Source organism: Nocardia spongicola (genome assembly GCF_047200775.1).
Lineage (GTDB): Bacteria > Actinomycetota > Actinomycetes > Mycobacteriales > Mycobacteriaceae > Nocardia.
Genome location: NZ_JBJZOO010000002.1, coordinates 259,998 through 276,794, shown reverse-complemented (window position 1 = coordinate 276,794; position 16,797 = coordinate 259,998). Strand labels below are relative to the sequence as shown.

17 protein-coding genes are annotated in these 16,797 nt (G+C 65.4%); 8 read left to right on the top strand and 9 right to left on the bottom strand.

Annotated elements, in window-relative coordinates; genetic code table 11:
• Positions 1-19: 19 nt before the first annotated feature.
• From ACL02S_RS06315 to ACL02S_RS06305, 3 genes are read right to left on the bottom strand one after another with little or no spacing between them, the layout of a single operon-like run.
• Complete coding sequence (locus ACL02S_RS06315) at positions 20-1,618, bottom strand: acyl-CoA carboxylase subunit beta (RefSeq protein WP_412801345.1); 1,599 nt, start codon at positions 1,616-1,618, stop codon at positions 20-22.
• Positions 1,615-2,766, bottom strand: coding sequence for an acyl-CoA dehydrogenase family protein (locus ACL02S_RS06310; RefSeq protein WP_412801344.1), 1,152 nt, complete (start codon positions 2,764-2,766; stop codon positions 1,615-1,617). The genes ACL02S_RS06315 and ACL02S_RS06310 overlap by 4 nt, the downstream gene beginning before the upstream one ends.
• Positions 2,763-4,478 (bottom strand): acyclic terpene utilization AtuA family protein, encoded by a 1,716-nt coding sequence (locus tag ACL02S_RS06305; protein ID WP_412801343.1) that lies wholly within the window; start codon positions 4,476-4,478, stop codon positions 2,763-2,765. The genes ACL02S_RS06310 and ACL02S_RS06305 overlap by 4 nt, the downstream gene beginning before the upstream one ends.
• A 385-nt stretch (positions 4,479-4,863) precedes the next feature.
• Between ACL02S_RS06305 and ACL02S_RS06300 the strand changes: the two genes are divergently transcribed.
• A complete protein-coding gene (locus ACL02S_RS06300; RefSeq protein WP_412801342.1) occupies positions 4,864-5,082 on the top strand; it encodes an Abi family protein in 219 nt (72 codons plus the stop codon).
• Positions 5,083-5,327: 245 nt separating this feature from the next.
• Complete coding sequence (locus ACL02S_RS06295) at positions 5,328-5,495, top strand: CG2302 family histidine operon protein (RefSeq protein WP_412801341.1); 168 nt, start codon at positions 5,328-5,330, stop codon at positions 5,493-5,495.
• A 201-nt stretch (positions 5,496-5,696) separates the two neighbouring features.
• Here ACL02S_RS06295 and ACL02S_RS06290 read toward each other — a convergent pair whose 3' ends face one another.
• The gene (locus tag ACL02S_RS06290) at positions 5,697-6,458 is read right to left on the bottom strand and encodes an ABC-2 transporter permease (protein ID WP_412801340.1); all 762 of its coding nucleotides are present in this window, start codon (positions 6,456-6,458) and stop codon (positions 5,697-5,699) included.
• A complete protein-coding gene (locus ACL02S_RS06285; protein WP_412801631.1) occupies positions 6,458-7,447 on the bottom strand; it encodes an ABC transporter ATP-binding protein in 990 nt (329 codons plus the stop codon). The genes ACL02S_RS06290 and ACL02S_RS06285 overlap by 1 nt, the downstream gene beginning before the upstream one ends.
• Positions 7,448-7,768: 321 nt before the next feature.
• Here ACL02S_RS06285 and ACL02S_RS06280 point away from each other — a divergent pair, with 321 nt between their 5' ends.
• From ACL02S_RS06280 to ACL02S_RS06270, 3 genes are all read left to right on the top strand, one after another.
• Entirely contained in the window at positions 7,769-8,659 is an 891-nt protein-coding gene (locus tag ACL02S_RS06280) for an alpha/beta fold hydrolase (RefSeq protein ID WP_412801339.1), read from the top strand.
• A 360-nt stretch (positions 8,660-9,019) separates the two neighbouring features.
• Positions 9,020-10,030 carry an IPT/TIG domain-containing protein gene (locus ACL02S_RS06275; protein WP_412801338.1) on the top strand — a complete coding sequence of 337 codons (1,011 nt, stop codon included), beginning with the start codon at positions 9,020-9,022 and terminating at the stop codon, positions 10,028-10,030.
• A gap of 270 nt (positions 10,031-10,300) precedes the next feature.
• Entirely contained in the window at positions 10,301-10,567 is a 267-nt protein-coding gene (locus ACL02S_RS06270) for a DUF6194 family protein (protein WP_412801337.1), read from the top strand.
• Between the two features lie 178 nt (positions 10,568-10,745).
• Here ACL02S_RS06270 and ACL02S_RS06265 read toward each other — a convergent pair whose 3' ends face one another.
• The 3 genes from ACL02S_RS06265 to thiO are packed head-to-tail and all read right to left on the bottom strand — an operon-like array spanning position 10,746 to position 12,818.
• Entirely contained in the window at positions 10,746-11,507 is a 762-nt protein-coding gene (locus ACL02S_RS06265) for a thiazole synthase (RefSeq protein WP_412801630.1), read from the bottom strand.
• Between the two features lie 22 nt (positions 11,508-11,529).
• Positions 11,530-11,748 carry a sulfur carrier protein ThiS gene (gene thiS, locus ACL02S_RS06260; RefSeq protein ID WP_412801336.1) on the bottom strand — a complete coding sequence of 73 codons (219 nt, stop codon included), beginning with the start codon at positions 11,746-11,748 and terminating at the stop codon, positions 11,530-11,532.
• On the bottom strand, positions 11,745-12,818 hold the full coding sequence (thiO, locus tag ACL02S_RS06255; protein ID WP_412801335.1) for a glycine oxidase ThiO: 1,074 nt from the start codon (positions 12,816-12,818) through the stop codon (positions 11,745-11,747). The genes thiS and thiO overlap by 4 nt, the downstream gene beginning before the upstream one ends.
• Before the next feature lie 56 nt (positions 12,819-12,874).
• On the opposite strand from thiO, the gene thiE reads away from it, so the two are divergent.
• Entirely contained in the window at positions 12,875-13,573 is a 699-nt protein-coding gene (gene thiE, locus ACL02S_RS06250; protein WP_412801334.1) for a thiamine phosphate synthase, read from the top strand.
• A gap of 6 nt (positions 13,574-13,579) precedes the next feature.
• Here thiE and ACL02S_RS06245 read toward each other — a convergent pair whose 3' ends face one another.
• Positions 13,580-14,248 carry an NUDIX hydrolase gene (locus ACL02S_RS06245; protein WP_412801333.1) on the bottom strand — a complete coding sequence of 223 codons (669 nt, stop codon included), beginning with the start codon at positions 14,246-14,248 and terminating at the stop codon, positions 13,580-13,582.
• A 183-nt stretch (positions 14,249-14,431) separates the two neighbouring features.
• On the opposite strand from ACL02S_RS06245, the gene ACL02S_RS06240 reads away from it, so the two are divergent.
• The gene (locus ACL02S_RS06240) at positions 14,432-15,814 is read left to right on the top strand and encodes a GlnX family signal transduction membrane protein (RefSeq protein ID WP_412801332.1); all 1,383 of its coding nucleotides are present in this window, start codon (positions 14,432-14,434) and stop codon (positions 15,812-15,814) included.
• Complete coding sequence (locus ACL02S_RS06235) at positions 15,811-16,791, top strand: glutamate ABC transporter substrate-binding protein (protein ID WP_412801331.1); 981 nt, start codon at positions 15,811-15,813, stop codon at positions 16,789-16,791. Before ACL02S_RS06240 ends, ACL02S_RS06235 begins: the two co-directional genes overlap by 4 nt.
• The last annotated feature ends 6 nt before the right edge of the window (positions 16,792-16,797 follow it).

Below are 16,797 nucleotides of genomic sequence, written 5' to 3'. Positions count from 1 at the left end.
GATACGGTCATGTTCGGCCTCACATTCGGAAGACGCCGAAGCCTTCGGCGCCCTTGATCGGGGCATTGTGAATGGCCGAAAGGGACATTCCCAATACCGTGCGGGTATCGCGCGGATCGATGACGCCGTCGTCGTAGAGTCGCCCGGACATGAACATCGCCAGTGACTCGGCCTCGATCTGGGCCTCGACCATGGCACGCATCCCGGCATCGGCTTCCTCGTCGAACGGCAGGCCCTTCGCCTCGGCGGCGGCCCGGCCGACGATCGAGATGACACCCGCCAGCTGCGCACCGCCCATAACAGCGGATTTCGCGCTCGGCCAAGCGAAGACGAAGCGCGGGTCGTAGGCCCGGCCGCACATACCGTAGTGGCCCGCGCCGTACGAAGCGCCCATCAGCACCGAGATATGTGGCACCTTCGAGTTGGAGACCGCGTTGATCATCATCGCGCCGTGTTTGATGATGCCCTTCTGCTCGTACTCCTTGCCGACCATATATCCGGTGGTGTTGTGCAGGAACAGCAGCGGGGTGTTGGATTTATTGGCCAGCTGGATGAATTGGGTGGCCTTCTGTGACTCCTCGGAGAACAGCACACCGCGCGCGTTCGCCAGGATGCCGACCGGATAACCGTGCAGTTCGGCCCAGCCGGTGACCAGGCTGCTGCCGTAACGCGGCTTGAACTCGTCGAAGTCCGAACCGTCCACGATGCGCGCGATCACCTCGCGCGGATCGAAGGGGATCTTCAGATCCGATGGCACGATGCCGAGCAGATCCTCCGGGTCATACAGTGGCTCGATCACCTCGGCGCGCGGAGCAGGCCCCTGCTTATGCCAGTTCAGGCGCTTGACGATGGAGCGCCCGATGCGGATCGCGTCTTGTTCGTCCAATGCGTAGTAATCCGCGAGGCCGGAGACCCGCGCGTGCATATCGGCGCCACCGAGCGATTCGTCATCGGATTCCTCGCCGGTGGCCATCTTGACCAGTGGCGGTCCGCCGAGGAACACCTTGGAGCGTTCCTTGATCATCACCACGTGATCCGACATACCGGGCACGTAGGCGCCACCCGCGGTGGAATTGCCGAATACCAGCGCGATCGTCGGAATGCCTGCGGCGGACGCCTGGGTGAGGTCGCGGAACAACCGCCCGCCGGGGACGAAGACCTCTTTCTGCGTGGGCAGATCCGCGCCACCGGATTCGATCAGGGAGATCACCGGCAGCCGGTTTTCCCGCACAATATCGTTGACACGCAGCGTCTTACGCAGTGTCCACGGGTTGGAGGTGCCGCCACGCACGGTCGGGTCCGGCGTGATGATCATGCATTCGACGCCTTCGACCACGCCGATGCCTGCGACCGTGCTTCCACCGACATGGAATTCGCTGCCCCAGCCCGCCAGCGGGCACAGCTCCAGGAACGGCGAGTCCTCGTCGATGAGCAGTTCGATGCGCTCGCGGGCGGTCAGTTTGCCGCGCTTGCGGTGCCTGGCCAGCTTATCCGGTCCACCGCCTGCGACCGCCTTGGCGAACTCGGCCTCGACCTCGACGAGCTTGGTGGTCATGGCTTCCGCCGCGGCCTCGTATTCGGGCGTGGTGGTATCCAGTGTGCTGCGTAGAACGGTCATGCCTGATACCCCAATCGCTTCGCTGCCAGTCCGGTCAGGATTTCTGTCGTACCGCCGCCGATGCCGATGATCCGCATATCCCGGTACTGTCGTTCGATCTCGCACTCGCGCATATAGCCGAGGCCGCCGAACAGCTGAACAGCCTGGTGTGCCACCCATTCGCCCGCCTCGACCGCGGTGTTCTTGGCGAAGCACACTTCGGCGATCAGATCGGTCTCGCCTTCAGCGGCCCGCTGCGCGATATCGCGGGTGTAGACCCTGGCGACATCGATACGCCGCGCCATCTCGGTGACCGTGTTCTGCACGGCTTGCCTGCTGATCAGCGGGCGGCCGAAGGTCTCGCGATTGCGCACCCACTCCAGGGTCAGGTCGAGGCAGCGCTGCGCGCTGGCGTACGCCTGCACCGCGAGGGCGATGCGCTCGCTCACGAACGCGCTCGCGATCTGGTAGAAGCCGGAGTTCTCCGCACCGACCAGGTTTTCCACCGGCACCCGGACGTCCACATAGGACAGTTCGGCGGTATCGGAGGCCAGCCAGCCCATCTTGTCGAGTTTGCGGCTGACCGTGAAGCCGGGGGTGTCCTTATCGATGATGAGCAAGGAAACGCCCGCGGAGCCAGGTCCACCGGTGCGCACCGCGGTGACCACGAAGTCGGCGCGGACACCGGAAGTGATGTAGGTCTTGGCGCCGTTGACGATGTAGTGGTCGCCGTCGCGGCGTGCGGTGGTGGTGATGTGCCCGACATCGGAGCCGCCGCCCGGCTCGGTGATCGCCAGCGAGCCGATGCGCTCACCCGCCAGGGTGGGTTTCGCCCAGCGCTCGATCTGCGCGGTATTGCCGGAGGCGATGATGTGCGGCAAGGCGATACCGCAGATGAACAGCGAGGAGAACAAGCCGCCCGAGGCGCCAGCCTGGTGCATCTCCTCGCAGACGATCATCGCGTCCACACCGTCACCGCCGCCGCCGCCAGCGGATTCCGGGAACTGCACACCGAGCAACCCGAGCGAGCCCGCCTTCTTGTGCAGCTCGCGCGGAATATCCGCGGTGCGTTCCCATTCGTCCAGGTACGGCAGAACATCGCGTTCTACGAACGCGCGTACCGTAGAACGCAATTCGCGGCGCTCCTGGGTTTCCCAAAGTCTGGTCATGACAACAGCTCCACTGGAATATCGATGTGCCGGGACCGCAGCCATTCGCCGAGGCCCTTGGCCTGTGGATCGAAGCGGGCCTGATAGGCCACGCCCTGACCGAGCAAGCCTTCGATGACGAAGTTCAGTGCCCGCAGATTGGGCAGGACGTGCCTGGTGACCGTCAGCGCAGCCGTCTCGGGAAGCAACTCTTTGATTCGTTCCACCGTGAGTGTGTGCACCAACCAGCGCCATTGCTCGTCGGTGCGCACCCATACCCCGACATTCGCATTGCCGCCCTTATCACCGCTGCGGGCCAGGGCGATGGTCCCCAGTGGCACGCGGCGGGTCTCTCCCGCCGGCAGCGGTTGCGGCGCGGCGGGCACGGCGAGTTCGGCGAGTTCGGCGGTGTCCGCGGCAGGCGCGATCTCGACCCTGGTCCCCTCCGGCAGCACCGCCGTATGTGTGACCTGCGCGGCATCGACGAACCCCGCCGTGAAGACACCATAGGGCGATCCGTTGCCTGGCGGGGCGGTGAAGCTGCAGCCCGGATAGCTGGCCAGGGCCAGTTCCACCGCGACATTGGCGAAAGCGCGCCCGACCTTGTTCGGGTCCTGGTCACGGACCACACAGCGCAGCACAGCGCTGGCCTGTTCCTCGGTCTCGGCATCCGGCCGGTCCAAGCGGGCCAGTGTCCAGGTCAGCTCGGCGGGTCTGGTCGGCAGCCAGGACTCCAGCTGGCGCTGCGCCAGTTCGGCTTTCGCCTCGATGTCCAAGCCGGTGAGGATGAACGCCATCTCGTTGCGGAAACCACCGAGGGTGTTCAGGGAGACCTTGAGCTGTGGCGGGGGCGCCTCACCGGTGACGCCGCTGATCAGCACCCGGTCCTGGCCGTCGGCACCGAGCTGGATCGTATCGAGCCGAGCGGTCACGTCGGGGCCTGCGTAGCGAGCACCTTGGATCTCGTACATCAGCTGGGCCTCGACGGTGTCGACCGTGACAGCGCCACCGGTACCGGAGTGCTTGGTGATGACGCTGCTGCCGTCGGCGCGGATTTCCGCGATCGGGAAACCCGGCCTGCCCAGATCGGCTAGTTCGGTGAAGAAGGCGTAGTTACCGCCGGTGGCCTGGGTGCCGCATTCGATGACATGTCCGGCCACCACGGCGCCGGCCAGCTGGTCGTAATCGGTCCGGCTCCAACCGAAGTGCGCGGCCGCGGGACCGACGATCACCGATGCGTCGGTGACCCGGCCGGTGACCACGATGTCCGCGCCCGCGTTCAAGCATTCGGCGATCCCCCATGCGCCGAGGTAGGCATTGGCGGCCAGCGGAGTACCGAAGCCGAGCTCACCGGCACGCGGAAGGAGATCGTCCCCCTCCACATGCGCGATCTTCGCGTCCAGCCCGAGATCGGCGGCCACCTTACGCAGTCGCTCCGCCAGACCGGCCGGGTTGAGCCCGCCCGCGTTCGCGACGATGCGTACCTTGCGCTCCAGCGCGAGCCCGAGACAGTCCTCGATCTGTTTGACGAAGGTTTTCGCGTAGCCGAGGCTCGGGTCCTTCATCCGGTCGCGACCGAGGATGAGCATGGTCAGCTCGGCGAGATAGTCGCCGGTGAGCACATCGAGCTGCCCGCCGTCGAGCATCTCGCGCATCGCGCTGAGCCGGTCACCATAGAAGCCGGAACAGTTGCCGATCCGCAGCACAGCCGGGTCGGCGGCCAGCATACTCATCAGTGGGGATGCCTCCAGTCCGGCGGACCGTCGGGATGAGCCGCATGCCGCACCCGTGAAGTCCGCGTTCTGCGACCAGCATCACATCCGGATCAAAATAAAGCAAGCATGCGTGCTTGTTAATTGCATAAGGGCCGGCACCGGCACGTCTTCAGCTTCGGTGTCAGGTCTTAGCCGACCTGGCGGCGGTCTCACGTAAGTGGTGGCACGTGGAAACGAAACGGCGTCGACTGGGACGCTGCATCGACGCACCGTCGATCAGTTCCATCTGTAGTGAGCTTCTGGTGAAGTTCGCGGTAACGATGCCCGCCAAGGCTAGAGCGTAAGCTTCCTTACTTCGGCGGGCTTTCTACTATCCTCACCCGAGTGAAGCCCTTCCGGTCTGGTGGAGTTCGAGATCGTATTCCGGTCCCAGCTGGCCTACCTAGTGGCGAAGTCGACCGGGCCGGACTCCTACCTGTACGAAACCACCTACGACGGTGGCGAGACCGCGAAGAATTCGCTGCTCGAGAACATCAATGATGAGCTCGATCGATCATCTGAGAGGTTCGTCCAGCACTACAAGCGGCTGGGTGCGGGGCTGACATACCCGTCTACGAAGTAGTGCCGGGTCGGCGGATGTCGGGAGCAGCTACGTCGTGGGGTTCTCGGGTTGCTCGGAGGTTCGTCGGCCATTTGAGAAAAGATGATCATGGCGACTCCTGACCGAATTGGCGGTCACCAGGTCAACGCACCCGACCACCGCCACGTAGCCTTCTGGACCCACAAAGCCGTAATCGTGGCAGGGCGAGGAACAACAGTACCGGTCACGACCACCCGCTCTGCGGCGGTTCGGCCGCATGAAGCAAGATGAGCACGGTGTCCAGCGACATCACTGTGATCATCCTGCTCGCCCTGTCCGGGTTCCTGGTCGGCGGCGCGTACACCACCTGGAAAACAGCCCGGCCGCTATCCATCGCGCTGGCGGTCTGCGCGGTCCTCGCCGCAGGCGGCGCCTTGGCCTGGTGGTTCAGCTAGTGTCGCGTTCGCCCGAGCCTGGCGCACGCGAATCCATAGGCGAATAAAGCAAGTGGCTCGGCGCGAAGAACTCGCACCGAGCCACTTGCCATACCGGCCGCCGGAGAGGGGCCGGTATGACACGCGGCGCCGGACCTCCCGACAAGGTCGGCGCCCCGTATACCCGAGTGGCCGGTAGCCTCCGACTCGGGTAGCTGTGAGTTATGCGTCGCGCCGGTTCACCAGGACCATGGCCGCACCGAAGACGAGCGCGACGAAGCCGGCGAAGTACAGCAAACTTCCCCACGGCCCCCAGTGCCAGTTGTCGACCGGCGAATCGGCACCGAGGAAGTGATTCGCGTTCATGAACGGCAGGAACGGGATGGCATCGCGGCCGAAATTGCCGAACAGCATGAACAAATTCTCGATGAGCAGTGGCCACAGCACGATCAGCGAGATCGCGGCGGCGGACTGCCGCACCAGCACACCGATGCCGATCGCGAACAGGACACACAGGAACGCGTAGATCGGGACGCTGTAGATCGCGCGCCAGTTGTCCGCGCCGGACAGAGTCAAGTCCGCACCGGTCTCCGGACTGCTGAGCACTTTGGCCACCAGATAAGCGGCAAAGGTCAGCGCCACGGTCAGCAGTGCACCGACTACCCCGACCACCCCGGCCTTGGCGAGGATGACTCGGTCCCGGTGCGGGGTGGCCTGGAAGGTTGTCCGGATGATCCCGAAACGGTATTCGTTGGTCACCGTCAAGGTCGCCATGATCATCAGCACCATGACGCCGAAGCCACTGACTCCGCTCACCGCCATCGCGGGGGTCAGCGAGATCGCGTCGTCCCCGCTGGAAGACAAGTTGATCGTCCAGGTGACCAATGCGGCAAGGCCGAGCCCGAGGGCGATGATGATCGCCGAGCACCACCACGTCGACTTGGTCGAGGTGAGCTTGATTCGTTCCGCTGCAAGCACGCCCATCAGAGCGCACCTCCCATCGCTGTATAGGTCTCGGTGCCCGGTGCCGCCGCGCCCGGAGCACTCGCCGGATCGACACCGTCACCGCGGTACTGCACGGCGCCGCCGGTCATCCGCATGAACGCCTCCTCCAAGGAGGCGTGCTGCCCGGCCAGCTCGAACAGGGTGATGCCGTGCTCACCTGCCAGGGTGCCGATCGTCTCGCTCGGCACGTCCGCCACGATGAGCGCGGGGCGGTCGGGGTTCGCGCCGTCCTCGCGCACGGTCATCCCGTTCGAGGTGAGCAAGCTGCGCAATTGGTCGAGCTGAGGACTGCGCACCCGAACCTTCTGCTCCGAGGCACGCTCAATGAATTCCTGCGTGGTCGAATCCGAGATGAGCTTGCCACGGCCGATCACAACCAAATGCTCGGCGGTCTGCGCCATCTCCGAGAGCAGATGGCTGGAGACCAGCACTGTGCGCCCCTCGGCGGCCAATCGCTGCATGAACCGGCGAACCCACAGGATGCCCTCCGGATCGAGACCGTTGACCGGCTCGTCGAACAGCAGCACCTCCGGGTCGCCGAGCAGCGCGGCGGCCAAGCCGAGCCGCTGCGACATACCGAGCGAGAAACCACCCGCGGCCTTGTTCGCCACCTCGGTCAGACCCACCAGCTGCAGCACCTCCTGCACCCGGGATTTGGCGATGTCGTTGGAGGCGGCCAGCCACTCCAGATGGGCGCGCGCCGACCGGTTCGGATGCACCCACTTGGCATCCAGCAACGCGCCGACTTTACGCAGCGGATGGTCCAGCTCGTGATACGGCTTGCCCTGGATCAGCGCAGTGCCCGCGGTGGGCCTGTCCAATCCGAGAATCATCCGCATGGTGGTGGACTTACCCGCCCCGTTCGGTCCAAGGAACCCCGTCACCTGTCCCGGTCGGACCGCGAAGGTGAGATCCTGCACCGCGAGGGTCTGCCCGTAGCGCTTGGTCAGGCCGCTCAGCTCGATCATGCCGACCAGCATTCCGTAAAACGGAGCGACGCGCGTCGGTAAATAGTGGCGAGTCGGATCATCCTCGAGGATGAGAGTCGGCTGCGGGTTCACCATGGCGACTACCCCGGAACAGGAACGAACACCTCGGTACCTGCGCACGGCGAACAATCGGTTTCAGTGGCACGCACTGTGGAAATCATCGATAACCGCACTACCGGTCAGGTATCAGGCGCCCCATGATACCCGCATCGCGACGGTGCCGAACGCTGCACGACGCAGGCAACCAAGGACCACCGGCTTCAGCTCGGAACAGACCCACCTATGAGGAGGATCACCGGCATGCCCACACACGAGCCGACCACACCGCACGCCCGGCGTCCGTCCTGGGTACCCGAACAGCTCTACCCCTTCACCGACCACTACCTCGAGCTCGACGGCTCCACGGTCCACTACATCGATGAAGGTGCCGGGCCGCCACTTCTGATGTTGCACGGCAACCCCACCTGGTCGTTCCTCTATCGCAATCTCGTCATCGGCCTGCGTGACCGCTATCGGTGCCTCGCGGTCGACTATCCCGGATTCGGTTTGTCCACCGCGGCGCCCGGCTACCGCTTCACCCCCGCCGAGCACGCCGACCTCATCGGTCAGCTGATCCAGCGGCTCGATCTGCGCGAGATCACCCTGATGGTGCAGGACTGGGGCGGTCCGATCGGATTCGCCACGGCCACCCGTCATCCGGACCGGTTCAGCGCCTTCGTCATCGGAAATACCTGGGCCTGGCCCAAATCCGATCTCGGCACCCAAGCGTTCGCCCGTTTTCTCGGCGGGCCGGTGGGTGGACGGCTGATCCGGCAACACAATTTCTTCGTCGAACGCATCATCCCGGCCGGAGTCCGCCGCACGAAACTGGACGACACCGTGATGAACGCATACCGCGGCCCCTTCCCCACTCCCTCCTCCCGCGAACCGGTATACGTGTTCCCCAGGGAAATCCTGGCCAGTCGCGACCTGCTCGCCGATATCGAACGCACACTACCCGCGGTAACCGACCGGCCCGCGCTGATCGTGTGGGGCACCAAGGATGTCGCCTTCCGCGCCGCCGAACGTCGCCGGTGGGAACAGCTGTTTTCACGCCATCGCACCGTGCCGCTCATCGGCGCAGGCCATTACATTCAGGAAGACGCACCCGACGAGATAATCACCGCGATCCGCTCATGGGCGGCTATCTGAGCACGCCGTTACCTCGGGTGCGGAGTTCACCTCTGCTCACCCCACGATGCCGGAACCGGAAGAGCCGCACCCCGGTCTTATTCACCTACCCGTACAGCGGCATACCCGCCGAAACCTTTCACTGACCGATATTTCCTGAAAAGAATTCGACCGCAATACATCACACACCTGCTACGCGGCGGATAGCAGGTGTGATCCACCCCTTCGGCAACAATCTGAAAACAGACGAAACCAGACCATCGAACCCCTTGCCCGACAACGATTACCAAGGTGTTAATGGAAAAGCCGGGCCAACAACACACGTTCGGGGCACCCCCCGGTGAACAACACCCATAACACCCGCACGAACAGGGGCATCTCATGCCTACCATCACCGCCGTCTTCCCCACCTCCGGACCACCCTCGGGCGGGAACTACGTCGTCATCACCGGCACCGGATTCGTCGGCCCGACCACCGTCTACTTCGGCGGCACCGCAACCACCTTCACGCAGGACAACCCCAGCCAGATCACCGCACTGGCTCCACCGGGATCCGGCACCGTCCAAGTCACCGTGGTCAACTCCGGCGGAGTCAGCAACGGCGTCCCCTACACCTACGGCGCCCCACCACCACCTACCCTGCCGACCCTGACCGCCATCGCACCCACTTCCGGCCCAACCACCGGCGGCAACCTCGTCGTACTCACCGGCACCAACCTCACCGGCGCCACCGCTGTCACCTTCGGCGTCAACCCGGCGACCTCGTTCACCGTCGACTCCGACACCCAGATCACCGCCACCGCACCACCCGGAGCGGCGAACACCATCGGAGTCACCGTCACGACTCCAGCCGGAACCAGCGCCCCGATCGCCTACACCTACATCGCACCACCCGTAGCACCGACTTTGCTCGCGCTCAACCCGGATGTGGGTCCTAGTTTCGGTAACAATGTGGTGGTGCTCATCGGCACCGGCTTCACCGGGGCCACCGCAGTGGATTTCGGCGGCAACCCGGCGACCTCGTTCACCGTCGACTCCGACTCCCAGATCACCGCCACCACCCCCTTCCTTCCGGCCGGTGCGTTCGCAGTCACCGTCACCACCCCGGGCGGAACCAGTAACCCTCTCCCCTATGGCTCCCTCGCGCCACCGTCCGTCGCTTCGGTCGTCCCGAACAGCGGTCCGACAACAGGCGGGACCGTCGTGACGATCTCCGGCTCCGGCTACACGGGGGCCACCCAGGTGAGATTCGGTACTACCTCAGCGGCGTTCGTGGTCAACTCCGACAGCAGTATCACCGCGGTCACTCCCCCGCACCCCGCGGGCGCCGTGAATGTCATTGTCACCAGGATAGGCAACGGCATCCTCGGCCTCGGCTTCACCTACGTATAGCCATCGCCTGCACCGGATACGGTGCGACTCGGGCCGGCAACAGCCGTTAGAGCGACACTGAACAGGCGGCGGCCGCGCATCCCTTCCAGGATTACGCGACCGTCGCCCCGACCCATATCGGCACCACACCTATAACTCGCGGCTCCAGCATTATCAGAGCAATCCGAGCACCGGGCTCACTATCGCGGCGCACGCCCCACAAGTACACGGAGCCCGGCCACACGAAGGTCATTCACACCTCCTGCGCCACAACCATGAGCACAGCACTGAGTGCGGCAGCAGCGCCAGGGAGCGCGTAGCGATCCCAGCGGCCCTGGCCGCCAACGCGGCCACGACATCGTCGGATCGCTTCCCACTCGACAGGTCCGGCAACAGGACGCGCAGCGTGTCGATGCGGTGATCCCGCACCCCGTCTACGGACCTGTCGGCCGGCTCGCGGTACTGAATCCGGATCAGCGGACCGACCGGACAACCCGCGAACTGCTCCACACCGCATATGAACTCGCGCGCTCACGCTACACATGGCGCACCGTATAACCGGGGTAAAGATGTGAGCCGCCTCTTTTCACTGCACCCATCCGGTACGCGATCGAGCGCAGTGAAGTGGCGGCGGCAAAACACGACCGAGCCACCATTTCACTGCGCTCGACGCTCAGCACAGGACGTGCCGACCCTGACGGCGCGGCCGATGCGAATGCACCGTGAGCACCGCGGGTTACCGCCCCGGGGAGGACGCCTGCGCCCAGAACCGTTTCGGGATACGCCCGGCCCGACGCGCCGCATATCCGGCGCGCACCGCGTCCGCCATCGCGGCTGCCATGAGTTCAGGGCGATGCGCCCTGGTCACCGCGGTCGCCAGCAGTACGGCGGAGCAGCCGAGTTCCATGGCGAGCGCGGCATCGCTCGCGGTGCCGATACCCGCGTCAAGGATCACCGGGACCTTCGCCTCGGCGACGATCATCTCGATATTGTGCGGATTACCGATGCCGAGGCCGGTTCCGATCGGCGCGCCCAATGGCATCACCGCCGCGCAGCCCGCCTCGCCCAGATGGCGGGCCAGAATCGGATCGTCATTGGTGTAGGGCAGTACGACGAATCCGTCGTCGACGAGTTGTTCTGCGGCGGTAAGCAATTCGATCGGGTCGGGCAACAGGGTGCGCTCATCGGCGACCACCTCCAGCTTCACCCAATGCGTGTCCAGCGCCTCACGAGCCAGCCGCGCGGTGAGCACAGCTTCGGCCGCGGTGCGACAGCCCGCCGTATTCGGCAATGGCGTGATACGCAACCGCTTCAGCAGATCGAGCACCCCGGTACCGCCCGCGGCATCGACGCGCCGCATGGCGACAGTGGTCAACTCGGTGCCGGAGGCAAGTAGCGCTTCCTCCAGCACGGCGAGGTTCTCCGCGCCACCGGTACCCATGATCAAGCGGGAACCGAACTCGCGATCGGCGATCCGCAGTGGTGTATCGGCGGGTATGTCCTTGGATTCCGGCAATGCCTCAGCCACCCTGAACCGCCGTGAGCACCTCGATCTGCCAGCCCCGGCCGACCGGCTCGTCCCAACGGGACTTGGCGAACACCGCGCCGTCCACCGCGAGCGCGACCCCCTGGCACGGCAGACCGAGACGCCCAAGCAATTCGCGCACAGTGAGCGGTTCGGCGAATTCGTGCTCATCGCCGTTCACCGTGACGCCGATGGGGACGGACGACCGTGTCATCGGGTTCCTCCTACAGTTATCGAAAAGCGCTGCGGATCAGCGACTTCAGCTTCTGGCAGCGGTGTATCCGCGAGCAGGCCCGCTACCGCGTCCACCGTGAGGGGCACTGTCAGCATGCCGTTGCGGCCGTGTCCGGCGGCTACGATGATCCGCTCGCTGAGCCGGCCGATCAGCGGCAGATTGTCCGGGCTACCCGGCCGGGAACCCGCGCTCGCTTCGAGGAGCTCGTATTCCCCGATACCGGGGAACACCGCCTCCGCGTCGGCGATCAGGTCACGCACTCCAGCGACCGTGACCGCGGTGTCGAAACCCGCCTCGTACTGAGTGGCCCCGACCACGATCCCGTCGGGGCGTGGCACCAGATACACCGGCCTGCCGTGCACCCTGGCCCGAACGACTCGGCGCGGCGCTGGTGGCGCACCCGACCGCTGCCGTAACCGGAGGATCTCCCCCTTGACCGGGCGAACCGGCAGTTCGGGCCACAGCCGGGCCGATGCGGCCCCCGCCGCGAGCACGATCTGGTCGTACGGGAGTTCGGCCAGGGATGCCACATCTTCGGCCCGCACAACCACCCCCGCTGCTTCGGCTGCCCGCCGCAGCGCGGTCACCAGCAGGCGGTTGTCGATCGCGGGTTCAGTAGGCGCGAGCAGCGCGGCACGCACCGTACGGGCCAAAGACGGTTCCAGCGCACGAACTCCGGCACGGTCCAGAATGCGCAGTTCATGGCCGCCCGCGCCGACCCAGTCGGCCACGGTGCGCAGATCTGCGGCATCGGCGGCGTCCAGCGCGACGGTCATCGTCTCGTCGGCGACGAAGACTCCGGCACCGGTCGCGGCTTCCAGCCGAGCGGCGAATCCGGGCCAGCGGGCCAGCGCGGCGGCGCCGAATTCGAGCACCCGCTCTTCTCCTGGCCAGCCTTCCGACAGCGGGGCGAGCATGCCGCCGGCAACCCAGGAGGCACCGGTCGCGACCGCCGGATCCAGCAAGGTCACCGACCAACCGTCCACCGCGGCCCGCCAGGCCACGGCAAGCCCGATGACGCCGCCGCCGACGACGCCAAGAGTCCGCATCTGATTCACCTACCTCCTATTTCGCATCCCACGGTAGCGCGGCTACGGTCGAGAGCGTGCAACCCTCCCATCCGAATCGACCAGCCGCACCGCGAGAACGTCTGGCTTCCGCACGGCTGTATCTCTGCACCGACGCACGCCGGGAGAAAGGCGATCTGGCCAGATTCGCCGAGGCCGCGTTCGCGGGCGGAGTGGATATCATCCAGCTCAGAGACAAAGGGTCGCCCGGCGAGGCGAAATTCGGCCCGTTGGAGGCCAAAGCCGAACTCGGTGCGTTGGCCGAGTTGAAGGCTGCCGCACGCAGGCACAACGCACTGGTCGCTGTGAACGATCGCGCGGATATCGCACTGGCCGCGCGTGCCGACGTGCTGCATCTCGGACAGGCCGACCTGCCACCCTGGTACGCGCGCCAGATCCTCGGCCCCGATGTGGTGATCGGACGATCCACCCACAATCGCGCCCAAGCCGGACTCGCCGCGATCGATGAGCACATCGATTACTTCTGCACCGGACCGGTATGGGCGACCCCGACCAAACCGGGCAGACAGGCGGCAGGCCTCGAGCTCGTCCGCTCGACCGCGGACGCTCACCCGACCCGGCCCTGGTTCGCGATCGGCGGGATCGATGCGGACAACGTACCGAGTCTGCTCGAAGCCGGGGCGACGCGGATTGTCGTCGTACGCGCCATCACCGAGGCGTCTGATCCGGAAGCCGCCGCACGGGAACTGAAAACAGCGCTGCTCACGCACACCTAGGCGAGATCAGGAAAGCAGCTGTCCTCTGCTGAACGACAGAACGGTGTCCGGCAGCGGCTCGACAGCCTTGGTGTCCTGCTCATCGATGATCCTGACGTAATCGCCTGGCCCATCCGGATCCGAATGCAGCCACAGAAAACCGAGATCATCGAGGTCGAGTGTGCGCGGTAGCGCGGCGGTCACCGCATGGTCTTCCTCGGCGAGCAGCGCTCGGGCCGGCGCGGCGCGCAAGGCAGGCCAGGAAGCCGCGAAACCGGGATGTAGCGGGCGGGCGTCGACCTCGTGCTCCGGAACCCAGGCCAGCTCGGTGCTCTCCTGATTACCCGTGGTCGGCAGGATGGTATCGACATCGGCGATCACGGTGATGTAGGTCCAGCCGCTCAACGCGGACGCGGTCATCCGTTCGCCACGCACCCGCACCTCGGCAGGATCGATACCCGCCTCCTCCCACGCCTCCCTGACTGCCGTGTGCACGGGCGTCTCATGGCTGTCGCGGGCGCCACCGGGCAATGCCCAAGTCCCGCCCTGATGACTCCACAGGGCACGATGCTGTAGCAGCACCGCGCAGCCACCGCCCGTGAGCGGAGCGCGCAACAACAACCCGGCGGCGCCGAATCGGCCCCAATGCCGCAATCCATCCGGGCCATGGGCCCAACCATCGCCGTCACCACGCATTTCGCATCCATTCTCGTCCTGCCGTGACGGGGCGTCCTGCCTGCTCTACTCCCAAGCGGGAGTATTTCACCCGCCACAACACGTACAACCACAATAAACTCCGCATCCATACGCGCGGAGCGATCAGACTTCCGGACCGGCTGTCGAGCAATCCGCACACGTGGTGCGGACGGAGAGGTGGACATGGCTGGTTCCGAGCCGACAACGGCCGGGACTCGGCCGTCGTCCGAACCCGAACCGGCAGGCCGAGACAGTTCCGGTGGGCTGCGCGTCGCGATCGTGCGCGAACGTCTCGACCCGGAGAATCTGCGTTCCTTCGTCTATTCCTCACCGGGACGGCTGATCACCCTCGGGCTGCTGCTGATCGGCCTGTGTCTGACCGCGGGCGCACTGACCTCGGCGACAGTCGGCGAGCGCCAGCAAAGCCTGGACATCCTGCTCTACAACACCGAACCGGACGCGCATTCCGCACACCAGCTCTACGCCGCACTATCCATCGCCGACGCCGCCGCGAGCACTGCCTTCATTTCCGGTGGACTGGAGCCGCGGACGGTGCGCAATCGCTATACCCAGGCATTAGGGGAGGCAGCAGCGGAATTGGTGACGCAATCGAATCACACCATCGGACCGAACGCGGCGACCGATCCGGATACCCGGCTGCGCACCGGCATAGCCACCGGGCTTCCGGTGTACGCGGGCCTGGTCGAGACCGCGCGAACGAACAATCGCAACGGATATCCGGTCGGAGCGGCGTATTTGAGCGAGGCATCTCATCAGATGCAGACAACACTGTTACCGATGGCCGAGGAATTGCAAAATCACCGTTTCGCGGCGGTGACCGATGCCCAACGCGACCATGTGCGCCCACCCTGGCTCGCCATCGGCCTGCTGATCCTTACCCTCGGCGCGCTGGGGTTGGCACAGCGAGACCTGGCACGACGTTGGCGGCGGATGATCAATCCCGGGCTTTTGCTCGCATCGGTGGCGATGCTGATCCTGTTGGCCTGGACGGTGATCGCGGGATCGGTATCGGCGGCGGCGATGATCGACGCCCGCGACAACGGTATGACACCCGCGACGCAGCTGATCCAAAGCCGGATCCTGGCCCAGCAGGCGCGCGCGGCGGAGACATTGAAACTGGTGCGCAGAGATACGGCTGGAGACTACGACCGCACCTACGACGCGCATATCGAACGGTTGGCCGATGTGATCGGCCACTACCCGGATTCCGCGCCGACGGCAGCCGAAGTGCGTGGTGCCGTCGCAGCGTTGGCCGGTTGGCGAGCGGCGCACCAGCGAATGAACGAGGCGCTGGATACCGGGGATTTCAACCGCGCGGCCGAGGTGGCGATCGGGCCCGGCGCCACCGATGCCAGCGCGTATGTGGAAGAGCTGAATCGTGCACTGGAACATGGCCTCGCCCAGACACGGAACACACTGCGTGACAGAATCGCCTACGCTTCCGGTGTCTTGAACTTTCTCAGCGCCGGAGCCATGGTGCTCGGTATCCTGGCGGCAGGCTATGTCGGACTGGGCATCTGGCCCCGGCTTCGGGAGTATCGATGAGATCCGCGCGCGGCATTCTGATGACCGTGCTCATCGTGCTGACACTGGCCAGTGCCTGCGCGACCGATTTCCCAGCACCGACGCCGAACATCACTCCCGATTACACCGAGCCCCCACTACCAGCCAAAGCTGTTTCTCTGCAGACAGATTCGCCGGTACCGCCGCAGAACACAACGGAATGCGGTGATCCGACCGCCAGTCTGCGACCTACCGGCGCAGGTGCCGCCGCACACGGGCCGACCATCGATGCGATCCGGGCGCGGGGCAGATTGCTGGTCGGACTGGACGCGGGCAGCAACCTTTTCAGCTTCCGTGACCCGATCTCCGGCACCATCATCGGCTTCGACGCCGATATCGCCAGAGAGATCGCCCGCGATCTGCTCGGCAGCCCTGACTTGATCGAGTTCCGCAATCTCGGCTCGGCCGAACGGGCGGCCGCCCTGCAGAACCACACCGTCGACCTGGTCGCGAAGACTATGACGATCAACTGCGAGCGGCGGGAGAAGGTCGCCTTCTCCAGCGTCTATCTCCAGGCCGAGCAGCGTGTGCTCGCGGTGAAGGACTCCGGTATCAACGGTCTGGCCGATCTGGCGGGACGGCGAGTGTGTGTGGTTCGCGGTACCACATCGCTGGACAATCTCCGCCGCTACCAGCCCACCGCGGCCATCCTCACCGTACCGACCTGGGCCGACTGTCTTGTCGTCCTGCAACAACGCCAAGTCGACGCGGTCAGCACCGACGATGTCATTCTCGCCGGGCTGGCCGCCCAGGACCCGTACACCGAGGTGGTCGGCGACAGCATCAGCCGGGAACCGTACGGCATCGGTATCCCCAAAGGGAAAGACGATCTCGTCCGCTTCGTCAACGGCACACTGGAACGCATCCGCACCGATGGCACCTGGCGCCGGTTGTACCAGGAATATCTCTCCGTACTCGGCCCGGTACCCGTACCACCCGCGGCCACCTATCGGGATTGACCGGCA